This is a genomic window from Flavobacterium sp. N3904 (assembly GCF_025947305.1).
In the GTDB taxonomy this organism is placed as follows: Bacteria; Bacteroidota; Bacteroidia; order Flavobacteriales; family Flavobacteriaceae; genus Flavobacterium.
Genome location: NZ_CP110009.1, coordinates 1126757 through 1149148 on the forward strand (window position 1 = coordinate 1126757; position 22392 = coordinate 1149148).

20 protein-coding genes and 1 tRNA gene are annotated in these 22392 nt (G+C 31.7%); 8 read left to right on the plus strand and 13 right to left on the minus strand.

Features of this window, described 5'->3' with window-relative positions:
* Positions 1-77: 77 nt before the first annotated feature.
* The gene (gene ybeY, locus OLM57_RS04495; protein ID WP_264566045.1) at positions 78-497 is read right to left on the minus strand and encodes an rRNA maturation RNase YbeY; all 420 of its coding nucleotides are present in this window, start codon (positions 495-497) and stop codon (positions 78-80) included.
* A complete protein-coding gene (locus OLM57_RS04500) occupies positions 494-3814 on the minus strand; it encodes a DUF4175 family protein (RefSeq protein WP_264566046.1) in 3321 nt (1106 codons plus the stop codon). The genes ybeY and OLM57_RS04500 overlap by 4 nt, the downstream gene beginning before the upstream one ends.
* Positions 3815-3965: 151 nt before the next feature.
* Between OLM57_RS04500 and gltX the strand changes: the two genes are divergently transcribed.
* Complete coding sequence (gene gltX, locus OLM57_RS04505; protein WP_264566047.1) at positions 3966-5477, plus strand: glutamate--tRNA ligase; 1512 nt, start codon at positions 3966-3968, stop codon at positions 5475-5477.
* 33 nt (positions 5478-5510) lie between these two features.
* Here gltX and OLM57_RS04510 read toward each other — a convergent pair whose 3' ends face one another.
* The 3 genes from OLM57_RS04510 to OLM57_RS04520 are packed head-to-tail and all read right to left on the minus strand — an operon-like array spanning position 5511 to position 7528.
* Positions 5511-6203, minus strand: a complete 693-nt coding sequence (locus OLM57_RS04510) for a PorT family protein (protein ID WP_264566048.1) — start codon at positions 6201-6203, stop codon at positions 5511-5513.
* Positions 6204-6211: 8 nt separating this feature from the next.
* Positions 6212-6793 carry a hypothetical protein gene (locus OLM57_RS04515; protein ID WP_264566049.1) on the minus strand — a complete coding sequence of 194 codons (582 nt, stop codon included), beginning with the start codon at positions 6791-6793 and terminating at the stop codon, positions 6212-6214.
* A 3-nt stretch (positions 6794-6796) separates the two neighbouring features.
* Positions 6797-7528: a hypothetical protein gene (locus tag OLM57_RS04520; protein ID WP_264566050.1), complete on the minus strand. Its 732-nt coding sequence runs from the start codon at positions 7526-7528 to the stop codon at positions 6797-6799.
* 129 nt (positions 7529-7657) lie between these two features.
* On the opposite strand from OLM57_RS04520, the gene OLM57_RS04525 reads away from it, so the two are divergent.
* Positions 7658-8641, plus strand: coding sequence for an SPFH domain-containing protein (locus OLM57_RS04525; RefSeq protein ID WP_264566051.1), 984 nt, complete (start codon positions 7658-7660; stop codon positions 8639-8641).
* Positions 8642-8672: 31 nt separating this feature from the next.
* On the opposite strand, the gene OLM57_RS04530 is transcribed toward OLM57_RS04525, so the two are convergent.
* The 4 genes from OLM57_RS04530 to OLM57_RS04545 form a co-directional block, all read right to left on the minus strand.
* Complete coding sequence (locus OLM57_RS04530; RefSeq protein WP_264566052.1) at positions 8673-8927, minus strand: DUF6327 family protein; 255 nt, start codon at positions 8925-8927, stop codon at positions 8673-8675.
* Positions 8928-8929: 2 nt separating this feature from the next.
* Positions 8930-9280, minus strand: coding sequence for a competence protein (locus OLM57_RS04535; protein ID WP_264566053.1), 351 nt, complete (start codon positions 9278-9280; stop codon positions 8930-8932).
* Between the two features lie 12 nt (positions 9281-9292).
* On the minus strand, positions 9293-9622 hold the full coding sequence (locus OLM57_RS04540; RefSeq protein ID WP_264566054.1) for a YtxH domain-containing protein: 330 nt from the start codon (positions 9620-9622) through the stop codon (positions 9293-9295).
* A gap of 539 nt (positions 9623-10161) precedes the next feature.
* A complete protein-coding gene (locus OLM57_RS04545) occupies positions 10162-12258 on the minus strand; it encodes a glutamine--tRNA ligase/YqeY domain fusion protein (RefSeq protein WP_264566055.1) in 2097 nt (698 codons plus the stop codon).
* Positions 12259-12464: 206 nt separating this feature from the next.
* On the opposite strand from OLM57_RS04545, the gene folB reads away from it, so the two are divergent.
* Entirely contained in the window at positions 12465-12833 is a 369-nt protein-coding gene (folB, locus tag OLM57_RS04550; RefSeq protein WP_264566056.1) for a dihydroneopterin aldolase, read from the plus strand.
* An 84-nt stretch (positions 12834-12917) separates the two neighbouring features.
* Positions 12918-12988 (plus strand) — tRNA-Cys (locus OLM57_RS04555).
* A gap of 459 nt (positions 12989-13447) precedes the next feature.
* On the opposite strand, the gene OLM57_RS04560 is transcribed toward OLM57_RS04555, so the two are convergent.
* From OLM57_RS04560 to rnr, 3 genes are read right to left on the minus strand one after another with little or no spacing between them, the layout of a single operon-like run.
* Positions 13448-14128, minus strand: coding sequence for a LysE family translocator (locus OLM57_RS04560; protein WP_264566057.1), 681 nt, complete (start codon positions 14126-14128; stop codon positions 13448-13450).
* Between the two features lie 31 nt (positions 14129-14159).
* Entirely contained in the window at positions 14160-14825 is a 666-nt protein-coding gene (locus OLM57_RS04565) for a head GIN domain-containing protein (RefSeq protein ID WP_264566058.1), read from the minus strand.
* A 37-nt stretch (positions 14826-14862) separates the two neighbouring features.
* On the minus strand, positions 14863-17043 hold the full coding sequence (rnr, locus tag OLM57_RS04570; RefSeq protein WP_264566059.1) for a ribonuclease R: 2181 nt from the start codon (positions 17041-17043) through the stop codon (positions 14863-14865).
* 107 nt (positions 17044-17150) lie between these two features.
* Here rnr and OLM57_RS04575 point away from each other — a divergent pair, with 107 nt between their 5' ends.
* Together OLM57_RS04575 and rpiB are read left to right on the plus strand one after the other, a co-directional pair.
* A complete protein-coding gene (locus OLM57_RS04575) occupies positions 17151-17384 on the plus strand; it encodes a DUF2007 domain-containing protein (protein WP_264566060.1) in 234 nt (77 codons plus the stop codon).
* 714 nt (positions 17385-18098) lie between these two features.
* A complete protein-coding gene (gene rpiB, locus OLM57_RS04580; protein WP_264566061.1) occupies positions 18099-18530 on the plus strand; it encodes a ribose 5-phosphate isomerase B in 432 nt (143 codons plus the stop codon).
* A gap of 69 nt (positions 18531-18599) precedes the next feature.
* On the opposite strand, the gene OLM57_RS04585 is transcribed toward rpiB, so the two are convergent.
* Positions 18600-18875 (minus strand): DUF1294 domain-containing protein, encoded by a 276-nt coding sequence (locus OLM57_RS04585; RefSeq protein ID WP_264566062.1) that lies wholly within the window; start codon positions 18873-18875, stop codon positions 18600-18602.
* Between the two features lie 87 nt (positions 18876-18962).
* Here OLM57_RS04585 and OLM57_RS04590 point away from each other — a divergent pair, with 87 nt between their 5' ends.
* Together OLM57_RS04590 and OLM57_RS04595 are read left to right on the plus strand one after the other, a co-directional pair.
* Complete coding sequence (locus tag OLM57_RS04590) at positions 18963-21086, plus strand: Tex family protein (RefSeq protein ID WP_264566063.1); 2124 nt, start codon at positions 18963-18965, stop codon at positions 21084-21086.
* 390 nt (positions 21087-21476) lie between these two features.
* Positions 21477-22181, plus strand: coding sequence for a Crp/Fnr family transcriptional regulator (locus tag OLM57_RS04595; protein WP_264566064.1), 705 nt, complete (start codon positions 21477-21479; stop codon positions 22179-22181).
* Positions 22182-22392: the final 211 nt, after the last annotated feature.

The window sequence follows — 22392 nt, forward strand, 5'->3', positions numbered from 1 at the left end:
CAACTAAAAAATATAAAAATTTAACAATGTTTCACGTGGAACGTATTTCTTTTTTATATAATTTTGATAGGTTTGAATTACTGTTCCACGTGAAACATTGCAAGTTTTTCATCTTCTTTGCTTCTCATTAAAGCTTCGTCTTTTTCGGTTTTGTCTTTATATCCGCAATAATGCAAAACACCATGTACTAAAACTCTTTTTAATTCTTCGTCGAAAAGCGTGTTGTAGTCTTTGGCATTGTCTAAAACCCTTTCTATAGAAACAAAAACATCGCCGCTTATTTCGTTGCCCATCGTGTAATCGAAACTAATAATATCGGTAAGTGTGTCGTGATTTAGATACTCTAAGTTAATCTTATGAAGATACTCGTCATTACAAAAGATGTAGCTGATTTCACCTTCTGTTTTGTTTTCCGAAAGGATTACATTGCTTAGCCAAGAGGATATTGCCTCTTCGTTTTCTAAAATAAAATCGGATTCGTAATTAAAATTGATCATTTGTTGTTAAAATATTCTTGAACTTTTTGATTAAAATTCGAGCGCAAAGGTAGCGATTGTCTATTTAATATTTCGATGCTATTTAAATATTCTGAAAGAGCCTTTGGTAATGGGCTTGCTTGATTGGAATAGCTTTTGATATTAGTTTCAGATTGGCGCTTTGGGTCCTCTCCTTGTAATCGAATAGCAGTCTCTAATTTTAAAAGTTCTTGTTTAATGTTGTTAGTTCGTTGTAAGGTTTCATTATTAAAACCTTTGTTTAATAACTGTTTTTCTAACTGTTTCATTTGCTCTAAAGCATTCTGTCCATTATTTCCTAGTCCTTTTTTATTAAGTTCTTCTTGCAACGCATCACGCAATTGTTGCTGCTCTTTATAAATATCAATAGTCGCTTTCGCGTCCCCTTCTCCATCCCCTTCCTTATCACCATCATTACCTTCGCCTTTTCCGGACTGAGTTCCTTTGCTTTTACTTTCTCCTGGTTTACTGCCTTCTCCTGATTTTTTGCCAGGCTTAATTCCTTGCTTCATTTTATCTGCTAATTCTCCTTGCTTTTTTATAATATCCGGCAACTGCATTCCTGAGCCTTTGCCAGGTTTTGGTTTTCCTCCACTGCTGCCAGATATTTGCATTTGCATACTGTTCAAGGAATCGCTCAATAAATCGGCCAATTTATTAGCAGATGAAATCGCATATTGTTGTTGAGAAAAACCTCTTTGCAGTTGAGAATCAGTTAAACTTTCAAGAGATTTATCAATATTGTATTCTACATTGGCAACCTCTTTTGTAACAGATTCTGCTATTTTTGGTTGACGTAATGACAATGCAAAAAGACTATCGTCAACATGCTTGAATTGTAATTTTAAATTTTGTTGCGTTTTAATGTATTTATTAAAAGAAGGAGAGCCAAGTTTTGTTGCTTTGAATTGTTTCATCACCTCTTCTTGTGAAAAAGAATAAGCTAATAAATTATCTAAAATTTGACGCAACATTTTTACGTCTTCTTCAATCTGGTCTTTGTTTGATTCTTCCATTGCTTGCTCCATCGCCTTAGACATTTCTTTCATCTTTTTCGAAGCACTCTTTTGACTAGGTTTAGCTTTAGCTTTGTTGTTATTTTGCAAATCTGAACCTGCTTTATTGAGGTCATCTTTAATACTTTTTTCTTTGTCTGAATCGGAAGGAATATCAATTGGGGATTTTAAATCGTCATTATCCTTTTCCAATTGTTTTAATTCTTCTTGAATTTTCTCGAATTCATCTGTTAATTTCTTCTGCTCTTGAGCAGAATTTTCTTTTTCATTCTCTGATAATTTATCCTCTTTCTGGGAAAGTTTATCCAATTTATCAGCTAATTGTTCTGCTTTTTTTTCGACATAATAACGCTTGGTTAATTCAACCAATTGCGCAAGATTCTTATTTTGACTTTTACTGCTCTGCTTAAATTTATCAAGCTTTTCAACAAAATCTTCATCTTTAATTTTATTATTTAATTCATTAAGTTCGTCTAATAGCTTTTTATTCTTATCCAATTCCTTATCTGTATTGTCTAATCTTTTTTGCAATAATTCTTTGATTTCATCCTTCTGCTGGGGATTTGACTTGTCTAGATTGTTTTTCATTTTATTGGCAAATTCTTTCATCAACTCATTTTGCTGTTCCTGCTGCTTAATAAAATCGTTTATTTTTTGACGATCTTTAAAATCCAAAGCATTCTTTTCCTTATTTGTTTGTTGCAATTTTTCCATTTCAGAAAACTGTTTCTCTTGCTTAGACAAAGATTTTTGCAAACTGTTTATTGTACTATTTTGCTCTTGAAGATTACTATTTTGTTTCTCTTCATCGGTTAAAATGCGGTTTGAAAAAACAGAAGAACGACTGCTTTTATAATGATGAATGGCATCATTATCAAAAATCTCAAAGTAGAAATCATAATTTATTCCTTTTGCCAAATCAAGATTTGCAGGAAAATTAAAAACAAATTGATCAAAAGTATCCTGCTTAACAGCTATTGTTACACGCTTGGCATTTGCTGGTTTTCCAGATTCATAATATACAATCTGCAACTTAGACAATCCATAATCATCAGCCAATTGCCCAACAAAATAAGTATTTGAAACATTCAAACTATCTGGTGCTTTAGTAATATTAATCGTTGGATACTGATCTTTGACAACATTTAACTGATAATCCAATTTTTCGAAGTTTTTTACATTATTATTGGATGTAATTATTTGATATTCTGTATTTTGAGTTATGTTTTTAGATAAATTAAATCTATTCTCAGTCTTTGAGAAAGGGAAACTATTTACTTCATTTTTCCATACCACATTTTGCGTTGCATTTGTATTCATCATCCAGGTAACTTGTGTCCCTTCGGGAATAATACCATTACCAGTTCCCTTAATAATAGTAGATTTTAAATTTAAATAAGCAGGATAAACGAACTTCATTTCAAAGTTTGAAATAGTGGGAACAGCAATTACCTTCAATTCGTAATCGGATGAAATAATAGTATTTGCTTCCAAATGAAAAGAAACATTCTTAAGTGGTTTCACAATTTTAAATTGAAATTCCCCTGGCTTAATGATTTCAAGAAAATAACTTTCATCACCAATAAAAATCAAAACATTTTCAGGCACTACTGCTCCTTGAGATTTAATATGCAAAATAAAATCTTTGCCTTGTTCCGTAACTAAATTTGAATTTAAAACAGTAAACTTAAAAGGTGCAGGTGGGGAAAAAGCAACATTGAAGTGCACTACCCTATTCAAACTTTGCGAAATAATCTGACCATTTCCAGACAGAAGAAAGAACAATAAAAAAAGAATTGGCAAAATCGCTAACGGTATATATTTTCTATTGGAACTAAAATCAATAGCTCTTCCAAAAGGAATTGGACGCAAAGCATTTGCTTTTTGCTCTATGGAAGCCAATAATAATTCTGAATTATAAACTGTAGTGTCTGAATTTGAAAGCTGCAAATAGTTAGTTAGGGTATCGTTTACTTCAGAAAAATGTTTTCCGATAATTATGGATGCTTGACTATAATCAATTCCCTTTTGAAATTTCAAAATTTTGAAAATGGGGAACAGTATAAAACGCATTAATAAAAACGCTTCGACAGTAATGAAAAACCAAAATAAGACCGTTCTTCCTTGTGGTTTTAGCCAAAGGAAATATTCAATAAAGAGCGTAAAAATAAAATAAATTAATCCGAGTCCAATAAAAAACATTATGCCACGGATTAATTCATTGGTATAATACTTCTTTATAAAAGCTTCTAATTTTTGATGTATCGAATGTACCTTTTCCAAAATTATAGTATTGATTTAATAACCAATAAAAGTAACAATTTTAATGATTAGTGAAAGGTAAATAAAACATAATATTAAAGTGTTCAAGAAACACTAATTACAGATAGAAAACGACAAATTGAAATTGTATATTTGCAAAAAATTTACAATAATGTCTAAACCAGTTCGTGTGCGTTTTGCACCAAGTCCCACAGGACCTTTACATATTGGCGGAGTACGTACCGCTTTATTTAATTATTTGTTTGCTAAAAAAAACGGAGGAACTTTTTACCTACGAATAGAAGATACCGATCAAAATCGATTTGTTCCAGGAGCAGAAGAATATATAATGGAAGCTTTGGAATGGTTAGGAATAGCTCCTGATGAAACCATAGGAAAAAATGAAAAGTTTGGTCCATACAGACAAAGTGAGAGAAAACAGATATACAGACAATATGCCGATTTATTAATCGACTCAGGAAATGCTTATTATGCTTTTGATACTGCCGAATCACTAGATGCACATAGAAAACAGCATGAAGCTGAAGGCAAAACATTTATCTACAATCACCATAATCGTGAAAAACTGGATACTTCTTTAGTAATCACCAAAGAAGAAACTGCAAAAAGAATAGCCAATAAAGAAGATTATGTAATCCGTTTTAAAACACCGACTAATGAAACTTTGCTTTTGCAAGATATTATTCGTGGCGAAGTAAAATTCGAAACCAATCTTTTGGATGATAAAGTATTGTTTAAAAGTGATGGTATGCCAACCTATCATTTGGCAAATATTGTTGATGACCATTTGATGGAAACCTCACACGTAATTCGTGGTGAAGAATGGTTGCCATCTATGCCATTACACGTAATGTTGTATCGTGCTTTTGGATGGGATGCACCGGAGTTTGCGCACTTGCCTTTAATATTAAAACCAATCGGAAACGGTAAATTATCCAAAAGAGATGGAGACAAAATGGGATTCCCCGTATTTCCGTTAGAATGGAAAACATCAGAAGGCGTTTCGTCTGGTTATAGAGAAAAAGGATTTTTTCCCGAAACAGTTGTGAATTTTTTAGCCTTATTGGGCTGGAATGATGGAACCGACAAAGAACTTTTTACCTTAGAAGAATTAACACAAGTGTTTGATTTAAAAAGAGTACACAAATCAGGGGCGAAATTTGATCCGGAGAAAAACAAATGGTTCAATCATCAATATTTAATGAAAAAAGATGATACCTTTTTGGCTGAGAAATTCTCAAAAATTATCGATTCAAAAGATCTGAACAGGTATTTTTCACTGGTTGATTTGTCAAAAATTGTTTCATTAATAAAAGAAAGAGCAGACTTTGTTTCTGATTTTTGGGAAATGAGTGATTTCTTTTTTATAGCTCCGTTGACATATGATGAAAAAGCAGCTAAAAATTGGAAAACAGAAACACCGGCATTGATGCAAGAATTGATATCGGTACTAGAAGAAATAAGTGATTTTACATCATTAAATATTGAAAGTATCCTAAAAGACTGGATGACCAAAAATGAAATTGCAATGGGAAAAGTAATGCAACCCTTTCGTTTGAGTTTGGTTGGAGCACTCAAAGGCCCTCACCTATTTGATATTGTGGAAGTCATCGGAAAACAAGAAACCATTTCCAGACTACAAACAGCAATAACTAAATTATAAAACAAAAGCTCCCAAATGACTGGGAGCTTTATTTTATCTTTTATTGTTTTTTTTCCAAAATAGATAAGACAAGGAGAAAGAAATAGTGTTAAGTTTTCCTTCAAGAATTGGACCAGTATATAAATTAGAATCATCACGACTATTAGTTTCAACACTTTCTAAACGATTACTTAAACCCATCGTATATCTTAAATCGAATCGAAAGTCATTATAACCTCCAGTTAAACCAAACCCTGCATCAAGACTAATTGGGGACATATTCCGAAAACTATTATCATCAATTAAATAGGGTAAATATCTATTATTATAAGTCTCTCCATTTCCGGCAGGAATAAATTCGCCAGAAAACGACGTGGTAAAACCTAATTGTGGTCCAATAAAGAATGCGTCTTCTTCAGGTTTTAAAATGTAATAATTAAAATAGAAACCGAAGTCAATAGCTTCAGAATTGAATTTAACAGAATTAACGGTCTGATAGTCCCCTTCAACAGATTTTAAATCAAATGATTTTTGGTTATATAGAAACTCTAGTTGGAAATTGTATGTTTCATGATAACCCCATGATCCTATTATACCTGTTTTGAAACCTATACCAGGATCAGACAACAAATCATCAGACTTTAAAGAAGTTTGTGTAAGACCTGCAGTTGCATAAAATCCTCTTGGTGCTTGACTAAATGCAGGAAGAAAAGCGATAGCAAAAATTATATATATTATTTTTTTCATATTTGTTTTTAATTACAATTTGTATATTTAGGACTAGTAAAAGGCTCAAGAACATTAAAAAAATATTCATCTGTCTCATCCTTTGAAAACTGATTCATAATACCTGGACAATCCGAGAAATACTTCTCCAGCATAGGCATTATTTTCATTCTTTCCTCTTTATCGCTTTTGGTAGAATTACAGTTAACATAATCTAAGATGTTGTTTTTACTATCAATAACTTTTATATTATAATGATCAATAGATGAATATTTACCAATTACAGTGTAGGTATAACATAATAAAGTTCTTTCTTTAGTTTCTACCATAACAAAAAAGGCTCTTTCCCTTTCGGGTTTACCTCTCATATTTAGCAATTTGTATGACCTAAATAAATGTGGTCCAATAATAGCATAATCAAGATCTTTGAATTTGATGTATTTTTCCCAAGTCTTATCAACTTCAGCATACGATATTCTCTCGTCTATAACTATGATTTCAACGGTTTGGTCACTCATTATAGTTTTTTTTCCTTTCTTATCAATAAAAAAGGAGTTCTGAGCGTAAGAAGAAATACTCAAAAAGCTAATTAAAATAAATAGTTTTTTCATATTTTATTTAGTTACAGTAAACATAGTAGATCCTGTTAAATCAGTTGTAGTATTGTTATTGTACGAAAAAGGAACCTTGCAAAATTTCGCAACTGTATTTCCTTCAACATCGTAATAAACTAACACATCTCCACTTTTAGCAAAATAATTTGAAGTACTATAAAATATAGCTTGAACATGGACTGTTCCACTAGATAATGCGGTAGATTTATTCACAATGGAATAAATACCCGCTTTTGGACTTTCATCTCCTGCAAAAATCACATGAACAGAATTATTATAATTTGCTCCCTTTATTAGATATTCATTATTTATTAGAGAACCAGCATCGTTATCGTAATCTATAAAAGTATAATTATTAGAATCAAATGATGCAGTATTATTCGATTGAGCACAAGTTACCGTATTAGTAATAACTGAAACTGTAGTACTAATTTCCTCTGTTTTGCATATACCTTTACTTGCAAAAACTTTATATTCACCAGCCATTCCTGATGTAACATTTGAAATTATCGGATTAGCATTATCAGATTGAAAACCGTTTGGTCCACTCCAATGATAAATTAGACCCTCATCAAAAGGGGTATTCAAAACAATACTTTGTCCAGTAATGACAGGCGAATTACTGCTTACAGTTGTTTTTGGTAAAAAACATTTAATCTCTTCTTGAGATGCACAACCTGCGAAAAATAATGGAATAATTAAAATAGGTAAAATAAACTTTTTGAAAATCATTTAGTATTGGTATAAAAGGTTAAAAATGCGAAAGTAGTATAATAATTAATAAAAAAAAATAAAATAAAATTATAAGTAACTTTTAATATATTATCACGTATAACTTACACGAACTTAAAAACATAGACCATGAACATTACCTTTATTTTTATAATCGTCTTCGGATTGATTATTTTTCTTTCCTCTTTTTTTACCGTAAAACAGCAAACAAGTATTATCATTGAACGTTTTGGAAAATTTCTAAGCGTAAGAAATTCTGGATTGCAATTCAAAATTCCTTTGATTGACCGAATTGCAGGACGAGTAAATTTAAGAATACAGCAATTAGATGTTTTAATTGAAACCAAAACAAAAGACAACGTATTCATCAAAATGAAAGTTTCAGTACAATTTAAAGTTATTCAAGATCATGTTTATGAAGCTTTTTATAAATTAGAATATCCACACGATCAAATTACCGCTTATGTATTTGACGTTGTACGTGCCGAAGTTCCAAAGTTAATTTTAGATGATGTTTTCGAAAGAAAAGATGATATAGCAATAGGTGTGAAACGCGAATTGAACGAAGCGATGATGACTTATGGTTATGACATAATCAATACATTGGTTACCGATATTGATCCAGATATTCAAGTAAAAAATGCCATGAACAGAATCAATGCTGCCGATAGAGAAAAAACTGCGGCAATGTTCGAATCTGAAGCACAAAGAATTAGAATTGTAGCCAAAGCCAAAGCAGAAGCAGAAAGCAAAAAACTTCAAGGTCAAGGTATTGCAGACCAACGTAGAGAAATTGCCCGTGGTTTGGTAGAAAGTGTAGAAGTGTTAAATAACGTTGGTATTAATTCGCAAGAAGCTTCTGCATTAATTGTCATTACTCAGCACTATGATACTTTACAGGCTATTGGTGCCGATACAAATTCAAATTTGATATTGTTACCAAACTCTCCTCAAGCAGCAAGTGATATGCTAAACAGTATGGTAACTAGTTTTACCGCTTCTAACATTATTGGAGAACAAATGAAAAAACAACCAAAAAGAATAAAAAAACCAGATACAACAGCTATTGATTATAATCCATCTGATACTTCAAATACAACTGAACCAGCATAAAGAAAAAAGTTTTGTATAACAAAAAAGAGGCTTAATTGCCTCTTTTTCTGTTTATAAAATAACTGATTATATATGGAACTACCGATTTAATAATTGAAAGCAACTGATTAGGAATCGCTTCTTTATAGGGTGCCAAAAAACCATTAATGATATTTTCTGGAGTTATAGAATCCCTTGTCCGTTGTACACTTAAAACTACCTTTTGATAACTGATTTCTTTTTCTAATTTTAAGATTTCCAAATCACGATCAATTTCTGCGTAAGAAGAATATTTTTTAGGCTCCATAATTAATCGTTAAAAAAGATTTCTGAAAATTTCGCTAAAATTGGACCTTCAATTACTTTGTCTTTTATCATAGCAATTAATAACGTAGTTACAAAATAAAACCCTCCAACAATAAGAAAACCTTTAGCATAACTATCATAATAGGAACCAATTGCAAAAGCAGCAGCAATAGAACCAAATAATAAAACCATACTAATACATAATAAAATCAGAGTAAACTTCAAAATCATAGTGGTTGATTTCATGGCAACCTTAAAACCCCATAATTTATAATAGGAAGCCGAGCTCTCAAAATAAGCTTGTACTTGGTCTTGAATATTTTCAGTATTTTCTTTTATTTTATCAAAAGCCATAGATGCTAGATTTTATTTTTGAAATTTAGCGTTTTTTAATTTAAGTTCTGCCAATTTGTTTTCTAAAAATGAAATTACATCTTCAGTTTTATGACTAAGTGTAGAAACTATGTTTTCGTAATTTCCATCGATGTCATCTTTGGCAACTAAAACTTTTCCAATTAATTTTTCAGACACATCATGAAATTTATCCTGAAGATTATGTTTCGCATCATCAAAACCATCTTTTAGTTTTTCACGAGTTTTAGATCCTTTGTCTGGTGCAAACAAAATTCCAATTCCTGCTCCTATAGCAGCACCAACTAAAATAGCTACAATTGTATTTCCCGTATTATTTGACATGACATTTGAGTTTAAAAATTTCTATATATAAATTTACAACTTTATTAACAAGCGTATGTTAACAAGCCGTTAAAGTGTCAAATTATACTCCAAAAATTAAAATAAAGCCCTGTAATTATCTTAAAATCTAAAATGATATAAAGTGATACAAAATATTTAAAATTGCTTTAAAAAAGAGATATAGAAGTTGTTTTTAATTAGTAATATCTATTAAAAAATAAAAAATGATATATAATTTTTATTTAATGCATTTTATAATAAAATATATTTGTAAAAGTAGAAACTGTTAAAAATAAAAAAAAGTAAAACTTGAAAAATTTTTTTTTAAAATAAAATAACAAATAAAAACCTCTAATGAATCAAAATGCAAAAAAAGTAAATAGATATACAATAAATTAAAAGAAGCCTTAAAAATCATTTATGAAGGTGTTTTTTAATAATAAAAATTTATAAATAATATAAAAATAATCATTTTTATATATAATAAAAAAAGCACCTTGTGTAAGGTGCTTTTTATTGATAAAATTTATATTAAGAATTTAAATAGAATTCAAGACTTCTAAAACTTTCTCGTCCTTTTCTAAATTTCTTAAATCAGAAATTTGAGATTCAAAAAGAGAAAAATTGCTTAAATCTGTTTTTATATTTAAAACCACAAAAATACGTACTGATGCTAATTGACTTTTTAAACTCATTGTATATAATTTATATAAAACTTCCTGGTCAATATCTTTAGCAGAAACTTTATCTGAAAAATGCATAAGTAAATTTGCAAACAACAAAGAGTTATTATCATTCTTCACATTCTTCACCACAGTTTGACAAAGCAAACTGAAATTATCAATAGATTTGATATTATCAACAATCGTGTTCAAAAGAATGGAAGTGTTTTTTTCGTCTTTTTCTTTAACATATTTGTTAATCTCTTTTTGGGTGTTCATCAACAAATTGGATTCTTTTTTATCCTTTTCTTCCCAAGCATCTTTAAGACCAACCGTTTTGTTAAACACTAATTTTGAGTCAGTTGAATCTTTATCGACTACAAAATAACCCAAACGTTGAAACTGAAAATGATCTCCAATTGTTGCAGCAGTTAGACTTGGTTCAACAAAACCTTTAACAATTTGTAAAGAAGACTTATTCATGAATTCTAAGAAACTTTTCTCTTTATGACTGTCTGGTGCTTCATCAATAAACAAACGATCATACAAACGAACTTCGGCTTCTACCGCAGTCTTTACAGCAACCCAATGCAAGGTTCCAGCAACTTTTCTTTGACTGGCTTCACTCCCACTTCCGCTTCTGGAATCCTCATCATAAGTAACATGAATCTCAGTAATAATACCGTTTGTATCTTTTATAACTCGTTCTCCTCTAATAATGTAAGCATTTTTTAGACGCACTTCATTACCAATACTCAAACGGAAAAACTTGGCTGGTGCCACTTCAAGAAAATCATCTCTTTCTATATATAATTCACGAGAAAAAGGTACTTTTCTGAAACCTGCCGATTCATCTTCCTGATTATTTTCGGCTTCAAGCCACTCCTCTACTCCCTCTGGATAATTGGTAATCACAACCTTTACGGGATCTAAAACAGCCATAACTCTTGGAGCCGTTTTATTTAAATCTTCACGCAAACAAAAATCCAAAAGTGATACATCGATAATATTCTCCCGTTTGGCAACACCTATAACATCACAAAATTTACGAATAGCAGCAGCGGTGTAACCACGTCTTCTCAATCCCGAAATAGTAGGCATTCTAGGATCATCCCAACCATTTACAATATTTTCCTGTACCAATTGCAAAAGCTTTCGCTTACTCATCACAGTATAATTCAAATTCAGACGGGCAAACTCATATTGACGAGGACGAACTTTATTTACATCATAAATCTGATCCAAAAACCAATCGTATAATTCTCGGTGCATTACAAATTCCAAAGTACAAATGGAATGCGAAATTTGTTCAATATAATCACTCTCACCATGTGCATAATCATACATGGGATAAATATTCCAATCATTTCCTGTACGATGATGATGACGATGTAAAATTCTATACATCAGTGGATCACGCATCAACATATTGGTAGAAGCCATATCAATTTTGGCTCTCAGAACATGACTTCCTTCAGGGAACTCACCATTTTTCATTCCTTCAAAAAGAACTAAATTTTCTTCAATAGAACGATTTCTATAAGGTCCGTCAACTCCAGGCTGAGTTGGAGTTCCTTTTTGAATGGCCATATCTTCAGAAGATTGGCTGTCAACATAGGCTTTACCACTTTTTATCATGGCAACAGCCCATTCGTATAATTGTTGGAAATAATCAGACGAATACAATTCCTCCGACCAATTAAATCCCAACCATTTTAAATCTTCTTTTATGGCATCAACGTATTCTTGCTCTTCTTTGGCCGGATTGGTATCATCAAAACGCAAATTTACTGGCGCATTGTATTTTAAACCTAAACCAAAATTAAGACATATTGATTTGGCATGTCCAATATGTAAATATCCGTTTGGTTCTGGTGGAAAACGAAAGCGTAATTTATCTTGTGGAAAACCGTTTGTTAAACTGTCTTCTATAATTTGTTCAATAAAATGAAGTGATTTCTCTTCTGATGCCATTTTTTAATAATTTTAGCAAAGATAAAAAATAGATGATAGATAATGGACAATAAGATAATAGACTTTAAAGAAAAATCCGTTAGCTATTTTTAATACATTTGTATAAATACTTCATCATTTTTGATACTAAAAAGGTCTCTGATTTAAAATAATATTTTAAATACATCAATTTCGATCAATGAATTAATCACAGAAATACAAAAAAAATGGGAACAATAAAATTAAAAAATATACGTACTTTTTCTTATCATGGCTGCTTGCTTGAAGAAGGTAAAATAGGGTCAGATTACTGTGTGGATTTAGAAATAAGAACCAATTTAAAACTTTCCTCTGAATCTGATAATCTAAAAGACACAGTAGATTATGTACATTTAAATAAGATTGTGGTAGAAGAAATGGCTATTCGATCCAATTTATTAGAACATGTAGCCAAAAGAATTATCGATAGAGCATTAGCAGAATTAGAAACAGTTTCAAAAATAAAAGTAGCAGTTTCAAAGATAAATCCTCCTATAGGTGGTGATGTAGAAGCCGTTACAATTGAAATGGAAGAAGAGCGTTTTTATAATTTGTAGCAATTGGAATAAAAACAGAAAAAAGTTAACTTTAAACTTTTAAACTTTAATTTTTTAAGTTACTTTTGCCATCCGTTCAACAATGGCGTCGTGGCCGAGCGGCTAGGCTGGGCTCTGCAAAAGCTCCTACTCCGGTTCGAATCCGGACGATGCCTCTAAAACCTCTAAAGCAATTTAGAGGTTTTTTTATGTTTAATTTTTTAGAAAAATTAAGTAAAGTTTAGGTTCGAATCCGGACGATGCCTCTAAAACCTCTAAAGCAATTTTAGCCGTTTTTTTATGTTTAATTTTTTAGAAAAATTAAGTAAAGTTTAGGTTCAAATCCGGACGATGCCTCTAAAACCTCTAAAGCAATTTTAGTCGTTTTTTTATGTTTAATTTTTTAGAAAAATTAAGTAAAGTTTAGGTTCAAATCCGGACGATGCCTCTAAAACCTCTAAAGCAATTTTAGCCGTTTTTTTATGTTTAATTTTTTAGAAAAATTAAGTAAAGTTTAGGTTCAAATCCGGACAGTGAGTGCAACAAGAAGAGATAGAAATGTGTCTCTTTTTTAAATAGAAATTTTAAGAAAAGCCAATTATAAAAAAAGAGGACTTAAATTAAGTCCTCTTTTTTTATTTCGATTTAATGGTTTCAAATGCCTTTTTTACCATTTGTTTTTCTTCAGGAAACCATCCTTGAATAATCAAAGCAAAACCAAAAATCATCAGGACCAAACTTATAGCCCTTTTTATTTTATAGATATTATTGGGTGTCATTTTGTGTTTTAATTGCTTAGCTAATGCTATTTTTATACAATCAATTAGTAAATAAGTAATAATAACGGATGCAAAAAAAGTAAACATCCTAGTAGGAACCATCTCTAATTTTGGACCTACAGAAATAATTACCGCCAACCAAAAACCTAGTACTCCAATATTAATAATATTTAGGAAAAATCCTTTCGCAAAAAGGCCAAAATAATTTTTCTTGATTATCTCATTATCTAATGTTTTGGTATTTATTCTCTTTTCTTTTTTCATTCCTATAAAAGAAATAAAACCGTAAACTAACATAATCAATCCACCAAAAATAAATAAAGAAGAATTGTCATTTAAGCTTTGTATCAGTCGGTAACTACCTAGATACGCTATAAGTATAAAAAAAATATCTCCAAAAACTACGCCTAAATCAAAAACTAAAGCAGCTCTGAATCCTTTAATAATACTGGTTTCAAGTAAAATAAAAAAAACGGGGCCGATCATAAAACTTAATAAAATACCCCAAGGAAGACCCCTAATAATATCGTTTATCATTCAATAATGACTTTAAAATTAATAGTTATTATTATTTTTCGGTGATTCTACCACCCATCAAAGTTTCTTGTTTAATTTGCTTTGGTTTTCCATAAATATATATATCTCCACCTGCTTTTACTTTTGCATCTACCAATGTACTGGCATTAACTTCAGCGTTTCCTCCTGCAGAAATACTTACTGTAGTTTGAGAAGTTACTAATTCACTTGCTTTTAATATACCTCCAGAATTGATTGAAACTGTTTGAGTGACTGCTTTACCCGTTAAAGTAACAATACCTCCAGAATAGGCTTTAATAGTCGTTTTATCTACATCTAAAGCAACAGTTATCTGTGCTCCTTCCTGAGTTGATAAATCCATAGTGGTTTGCTTAAAAGTATCGGCACAAGTTACTGTACTTCCTTCATTAGCATCTATACTTTGAATTTTTTTGAAATATAACTTTATTTGTACAGCATCACCGGCAAGCAATTTGGTAACAGCCATTCTTATTTTCAAAAGTCCGCCTTTATTAACTATTTGCACGTTACTTTGATTGGCTCCGGTAATAACAGCTTTGGTTTCATTGGAAGCAATTAGAACTACATTCAGCTTATCAAAAACTTTGACATCATCAAAATCCTTAAGAACTATTGTGGTTTGCGCAAAAGTAAATTGTATAAGAAATACAAAAAACACTAAAAATAATTTTTTCATCTTATTAAAATTTTAATTATTAATTTATTTTGAATACTTAATTATTCCTTCTTATAAAATTGAAATCCAATTGTTTCTTGACTAAATCAGCATTTTTTACTTTTACATAAATTTCATCTCCGAGTTGTAATAACTGATTGGAATTGGCTCCAATCAAGGCATATTGTTTTTCATCAAAAGTATAATAATCTTCTTTGATGTCTCTTGTTCTCACCATTCCTTCGCACTTATTTTCAATTATTTCCACATAAATTCCCCATTCGGTAACACCAGAAATAACTCCAAGAAATTCCTGATCGTTATGATTTTGCATGTATTTGACCTGCATGTATTTTATAGAATCCCTTTCAGCGTTGGTCGCTAATCCTTCCATTGTTGAGGAATGCAGGCATTTTACTTCATACGTTTCTTCATCTACTGATTTACCTCCATCCAAATAATACTGCAACAAACGATGCACCATAACATCGGGATAACGGCGTATAGGCGACGTAAAATGCGAATAATAATCAAATGCCAATCCGTAATGGCCGATATTATCCGTAGAATATTTGGCTTTACTCATGGATCGAATGGCTAAAGTATCAATTAAATTTTGCTCTTTTTTACCATTTACTTCTTCCATCAAAGCATTCAATGATTTGGAAATATCTCCTTTGTTTCTAAAATCTATTTTGTAACCAAACTTAGCAATCAGATTTTGCATCGCTATTAATTTGTCCTCATTGGGTTCATCGTGAATTCGATAGATAAACGTTTTCTTTTGTTTACCAATATATTCTGCAACTTTTCTATTTGCCAGAAGCATAAATTCTTCAATCAGATGATTGGCATCTTTTGAAATTTTAAAATAAACTCCTTCCGGTTCTCCTTCTGCATCTAAATTGAATTTCACTTCTACTTTATCAAAAGAAATAGCGCCTTCGTTCATTCTGTTTCTTCTGAATATTTTGGCCAGCTGATCCATTTTTAAAGTGGCAGCTACGATTTCATCAGAAACTACATAAGAACTTCCTGTTATGGAAATTTCTGTTGGAATAGTATTGTCTTTGGTTTCTATGATGTATTGTGCCTCTTCATAAGCAAAACGCTGATCGGAGAAAATTACAGTACGACCAAACCATTGATTCACCACTTGGCATTTTTCGGTTATTTCAAAAATAGCCGAGAACGTATATTTTTCTTCTTGAGGACGTAATGAACAAGCGAAATTAGATAGTACTTCTGGTAACATGGGCACTACCCTATCTACCAAATAAACCGATGTAGCTCTTTGATACGCTTCATCGTCCAAAATAGTTCCTTCTTCCAAATAATACGAAACATCGGCAATGTGAATTCCAATTTCGTAGTTTCCATTTTCCAATTGTTTGAATGACAAAGCATCATCAAAATCCTTGGCATCTTTTGGGTCAATGGTAAATGTCAATGTATCACGCATATCACGACGTTTGGCTATTTCACTGGCTTCAATCGAAGTGTCAATTTTTTGGGCAAAGGTTTCCACTTCAATCGGAAATTCAGCAGGTAAACCGTATTCAGCAAGAATAGCGTGAATCTCTGTATCGTGTTCTCCTGGTTTTCCAAGAACTTTCACCACTTTTCCAAAAGGACTATCCGCTCTTGATGGCCAATCTTCGATATGAACCAAAACCACATCTCCTTGTTCTGCCTCCCCTATTTTATCTTTTGGAATAAAAATATCGGTGTACATTTTTGGGTTGGCTGTCGAAACAAAAGAAAAATTCTTTTGAATGTCAATAACTCCCACAAAGTCGGTTTTGTATCTTTCTATTACTTCAATTACTTCGCCTTCTGCTCTACGACCGCTTCTTTTGTTATAAACATACACTTTTACAGTATCTTTATCCAGAGCGTGATTCAAATTATTGGATGGAATAAAAACGTCTTCTTCAAATTCAGGACAAATAAAATAGGCAGTTTTACGACCGGTCATATCAATTTTTCCTTCGTAATACTCTTTACTTTCTGCTTTTATCAAATATTTACCCGGTTCGGATTCTATAATTTTCTTAGAAGCCGCTAAAATCTTTAAATCTTTTATAATCTGATTGCGGCTTTGGGTATCATCTAATTCGAGCTTTGCTCCTATTTGCTTATAATTGAAGGCTTTATTGGCACTTTGCGATAATATTTTTATAATTTTATCTGAGAAATCGTTCTCTTTTTTTATCGGCTTTCTTAATCTTTTACTCATGTATCTTTTCTTAAAAGTCTAAAATTACGAAATTGTATTCACTATTCCTTATTCTGCCTACAGTTTTACACTAATAATAACTTTACTACATTTATAAAAAATTCAAAATGAAAGACTTTAAAACGATTGCTATTTTTAATTATCCACATGAAATTGTAGTACTTAGACATATCTTGGATCAGGAAGGAATTCATTATTTTTTCGAAAACGAACACATCGTCTCCATTGACCCACTGGCAAGCTTTGCTTATGGCGGAATCGAACTCAAAATACATCCAAACGATTTTGAACAAGTTCAAGAAATACTGGATAATTTGAATTCCAAACTTTCTATTGTTTGAAATTTTTTTTGTTTTCAAATTTTAAAGTTGTCAACATATATTAAATACAACAAAAAGAAAATTTAAATTTAAATTATTTATTTATGGTTATTATAGGGTGTTAATAGTTGCTATAAATTTCTAAAAAAACGCATTGAAATGAAGTTTTGGTTTTTTATATTGAGTTATTAACATCGTTATTGATACGTAAATATTTAGTTTTTAAGCTATTTTTTAAATTAGTTAACAACTGTTAATAATTCAAAAATTATATAAATTGTAAATAAGTGATTTTATATTTTTTGTTGAAAAACCAATTTTAAGTATTGATAACTTTTCTAAAAATTCATCAAACTTTATTTGGATTTTAAATATAGGTTTTGGATTACTTATTTTTTGTTTAAAAACTCAAAAAACTTCTAAAATTCTATCCAAAGTTATAAACAATCTATGTTAATTTAAGGTTAACTGAATATCAAGTAGTTATGTTTTGCTATTAACAATACAAAAAATTAACATTTTAATTATATTCTACGTATTGATTAGCAGACTATTATGTATTTATAAAAAATGTTAATAAACTCCATATTTTCTTATTATCAAGTAGTTGTGATTGTATTTTAAATTAAACGCTATTACGCTATTTCTTTCTTTTATTAGAAGTGAAAAGCAACTTTTACATTATATCTAAAATACTTTGGTTAAATTTGCAGTTCAAAATCTAATACAAAAAAAATGAAAATTTCGATAGGAAACGACCACGCTGGACCAGATTATAAAAAAGCAATTGTTGCGATGCTTGAAGCAAATGGACACCAAGTAACCAATTATGGAACAGATACCGAAGCGAGTGTTGATTATCCTGATTTTGGACATCCAGTTGCAACGGATGTTGAAGAAGGAAAAGCAGATTTTGGTATCGTTATTTGTGGAAGCGGTAACGGAATTGCGATGACTGTTAATAAACATGCAGGTGTTCGCGCCGGTTTGTGTTGGACCAAAGAAATTGCCTATTTAACACGTTTGCATAACGATGCTAATATCGTAAGCATTCCAGCGCGATTTACTTCTATTCCACAAGCTGTAGAAATTGTTGAAATGTTCTTGGCTACTGAATTTGAAGGAGGAAGACACCAAAACAGAGTGAATAAAATTGCTTGTCAATAAAAAAAATCGCGAGGTGCTTCGCACCAAATATTTAATAAAAGCTCAGTTTTAGACCGAGCTTTTATTGTTTTATAATGGTATTAGATCAAAATAAAACAATGTGATAATGATTATAATCTGAAAAGAAACGATTCCAAAAAATTTCAGCAAATAACTTGTTTTTAATGTCTTGTGCCGAAAAATTGACATCGCAAGCGATGATCCAATCGTTCCACCGAGCGCCACCGAGAATAAAAGTGTTTTTTCGGAAATTCTTCTTTTATTATTTTTTGCTAATTTTTTGTCGTAGCCTATTAATACAAAAGCGATTAAATTAACGGCTAAAAAAGTATATAATAAAATCATAATTGGTGTTCAATTAAAATTTAAAGATAGTATTTTAGCATCGCTTTTTTTACAGAAAAAAGATTCCTTTTTAAACAGAAATTTACAATGACCAATTTACAATTCATTTCAAAACACGTTGCGACTGCAACAATCAATATTCAAAACACAGTTCAATTATTACAGGAAGACTGCACGATTCCGTTTATTTCGAGATATCGAAAAGATAAAACGGGGAATCTGGATGAAGTTTTTATTGAGCAAATTGCCAAATTTCAAAAAGAATACGAAGTCATTGTAAAACGCAAAGAAGCAATTTTAAAATCAATTCAAGAGCAAAATGCTTTGACACCGGAATTGGATAAAAAAATTCAACAAAGTTTTGATTTACAGGAGTTGGAAGATTTTTATCTGCCGTATAAAAAGAAAAAAAGAACCAAAGCCGATGTAGCTCGAGAAAACGGATTGGAACCTTTGGCCAAGATAATTATGGCACAAAGCAAGGATGATGTTGATTTCTTGGCAACACAATATTTGAATGAAAATGTCATAAATGAAGAAGCTGCTTTGCAAGGAGCAAGAGACATTATAGCAGAATGGATCAATGAAAACATTTATGTTAGAAAACAACTCAGACGATTGTTTGAGCGCAAGGCGACAATCACAACCAAGGTAGTTAAATCCAAAAAAGAAGAAGAAGGTGCCCAAAAATTCAGTCAGTATTTTGATTGGGCTGAGCCATTGACCAAAGCGCCATCGCATCGTTTATTGGCGATTATGCGTGCCGAAAACGAAGGTTTTATCAAGTTTAAAGTCGATGTAGAATTGGATGATGCTTATGATATTATTGACGAATTAATTATAAAAGGAGACAACTGTACCACGCCACACATCCAGTTGGCGATAGAGGACAGTTACAAACGTTTGTTGAATCCGGCAATTTCAAACGAAGCATTGCAGGAAGCCAAGACCAAAGCCGATGCCAATTCGATTCAGGTGTTTGCTAATAATTTAGGGCAGTTGTTACTGGCGCCACCATTGGGAGAAAAACGAATTTTGGCTATAGATCCCGGATTTCGTTCGGGTTGTAAAATTGTTTGTTTGGACGAGAAAGGGGATTTGTTGTACAATGAAACCATTTATCCGCATGCTCCGCAAAAGGAGGAAGCGATGGCAATGAAAAAAATCCGCTCGATGGTCAACGCGTATCAAATTGATGCCATTTCGATAGGAAACGGAACGGCTTCGAGAGAAACGGAATTCTTTATCAAGAAAATCGCTTTTGACAAACCCGTTCAAGTATTCATCGTTTCGGAGGCGGGAGCTTCGGTATATTCGGCTTCGAAAATTGCGAGAGAGGAGTTTCCTAATTATGATGTAACGGTTCGAGGTTCGGTTTCTATAGGGCGAAGATTATCGGATCCGTTGGCCGAATTGGTAAAAATTGATCCTAAAGCGATTGGAGTAGGGCAATACCAACACGATGTGGATCAAAATAAACTGAAAGAAGAACTGGACAATACGGTGATTCGCTGCGTGAACTCGGTGGGGATAAACATCAATACGGCGAGCAAACATTTGTTGAGTTATGTGAGTGGAATAGGAGAGAAGCTGGCCGAAAATATTGTAACCTATCGTTCTGAAAACGGACCTTTTACTGATAGAAAGCAACTTAAAAAAGTGCCTCGTTTGGGAGATAAAGCTTATCAGCAAGGAGTGGCTTTTATTCGAATTTCGAATGCCAAAAACCCTTTGGACAATTCGGCGGTGCACCCAGAAGCATACAGTATTGTTGAAAAAATGGCGAAAGATTTGAAATTGACGGTAAATGATTTGATTGCCAATAAAGAAAAAACGGCTTTGATAAAACCGGAAAATTACATTACACCTGATATTGGAGTTTTGACATTGAAAGACATTATTAAAGAGTTGGAAAAACCGGGATTAGACCCAAGGAAAGCAGCGACGGTTTTTGAATTTGACCCGAATGTAAAATCGATAAAAGATGTTAGAACCGGAATGATTCTGCCTGGAATTGTGAATAACATTACTAATTTCGGTTGTTTTGTTGATATTGGAGTCAAAGAAAGCGGTTTGGTTCACATCTCTCAACTCAAGGCAGGTTTTGTAAGCGATGTGAATGAAGTGGTGAAATTGCATCAACACGTTACCGTAAAAGTGGTAGAAGTGGATGAAGACAGAAAAAGGATTCAGTTGACGATGGTGATTTGAAATTCTAAATCTCCAAGAATAAATAATAAAATCCCAATCCAAATCTCAATGGATTGGTTTTTTTTGTTTCAGTAAAAAACTACAAACAAAAAAAAACTACGTATTTTTACTTATTTGTAAAGAATTGCGAATAACTGAAAAACAACAGACTCTAAGTATACGAAATGGGCAGTCATGCTTTTTTTTAGTATCATTTATAAAAAAAGCATAAAAAAAGAACTTTTTTTTGAGTCGAATGAACTGCTCGTTTGCTTGTGCCAAGTATTGTTTATTGCGAAAAACATATATATTTACTTCTAATAAAGATAGTTACAGAAGAATCTTCACCGATTTCTTCAGTTAACCAAGATTTGTTCATTAGTCTACTATAAAGGAATAATAACCAGTGTTATGAAAGAGAACCAAGCCATTTGCAATAGTTGTAGTAATGAAAATTGTTTTATCAAAAAGCATATTCATTTGCCTAAGATGCAAAGTTATATAGAGAAGAAACATAGTTTTTGCTGCAAGAAAGCACAACAGTTTATTATTGAGGGTGCGCCCATTCAAGGGCTGTATTTTGTGCAAAAAGGAAAAGTAAAAACAGTGAAAACCGGAATCAACGGCAGGGAACAAATTGTTCGATTTACTACTGATGGGGATACGGTTGGTTTTAGGGGTTTTGGGACGAGCAACCGGTATTTGATTGGGGCTTATGCTTTGGAAGATACGGTTTTGTGCAACTTTAACAATGAAGTGATGCTGGATATCCTAAAAAATGTTCCGGAGTTTACTTTTGATATGATGCTTTTTTATGCAGAGGAATTAAACAAAAGCGAGAACAACATTAGAAAAATTGCCCACATGAACGTGAGGGAGCGCGTAATTGATACCTTATTATACATTCATCGAAAATTTGGTCAAACCAATGAATTGATTAATCTCGATTTGTCTCGAAAAGAAATCGCCGACTTTGCCGGAACGACTGAAGAACAAGTGACTCGGGTTATTTCGAGTTTGAAAAGAGAAACACTAATTAAAACGGTTGGGAAGAAAATAGGATTGCAGCAGATTAATAAAATGAAATCGGAAATTATAGAACATAAGTATGTCTAAGTAGTTTTTGATAAATAGATAGAATTAATAAAGCCCTTTTGGGGCTTTTTTTGTGCAAATAAATTTCGGATTTAGAAAAATTTGGGATAAAAATATATTTTTAAGCTTTAAACTAAGTAAGTTTAAAAAAAGCTCATCGATAATTACAGGCTCTCATCAAAATTATTTGCGTAAACGCAGCAAATAAATTGTTTTCTGTAATTCTTTTGCT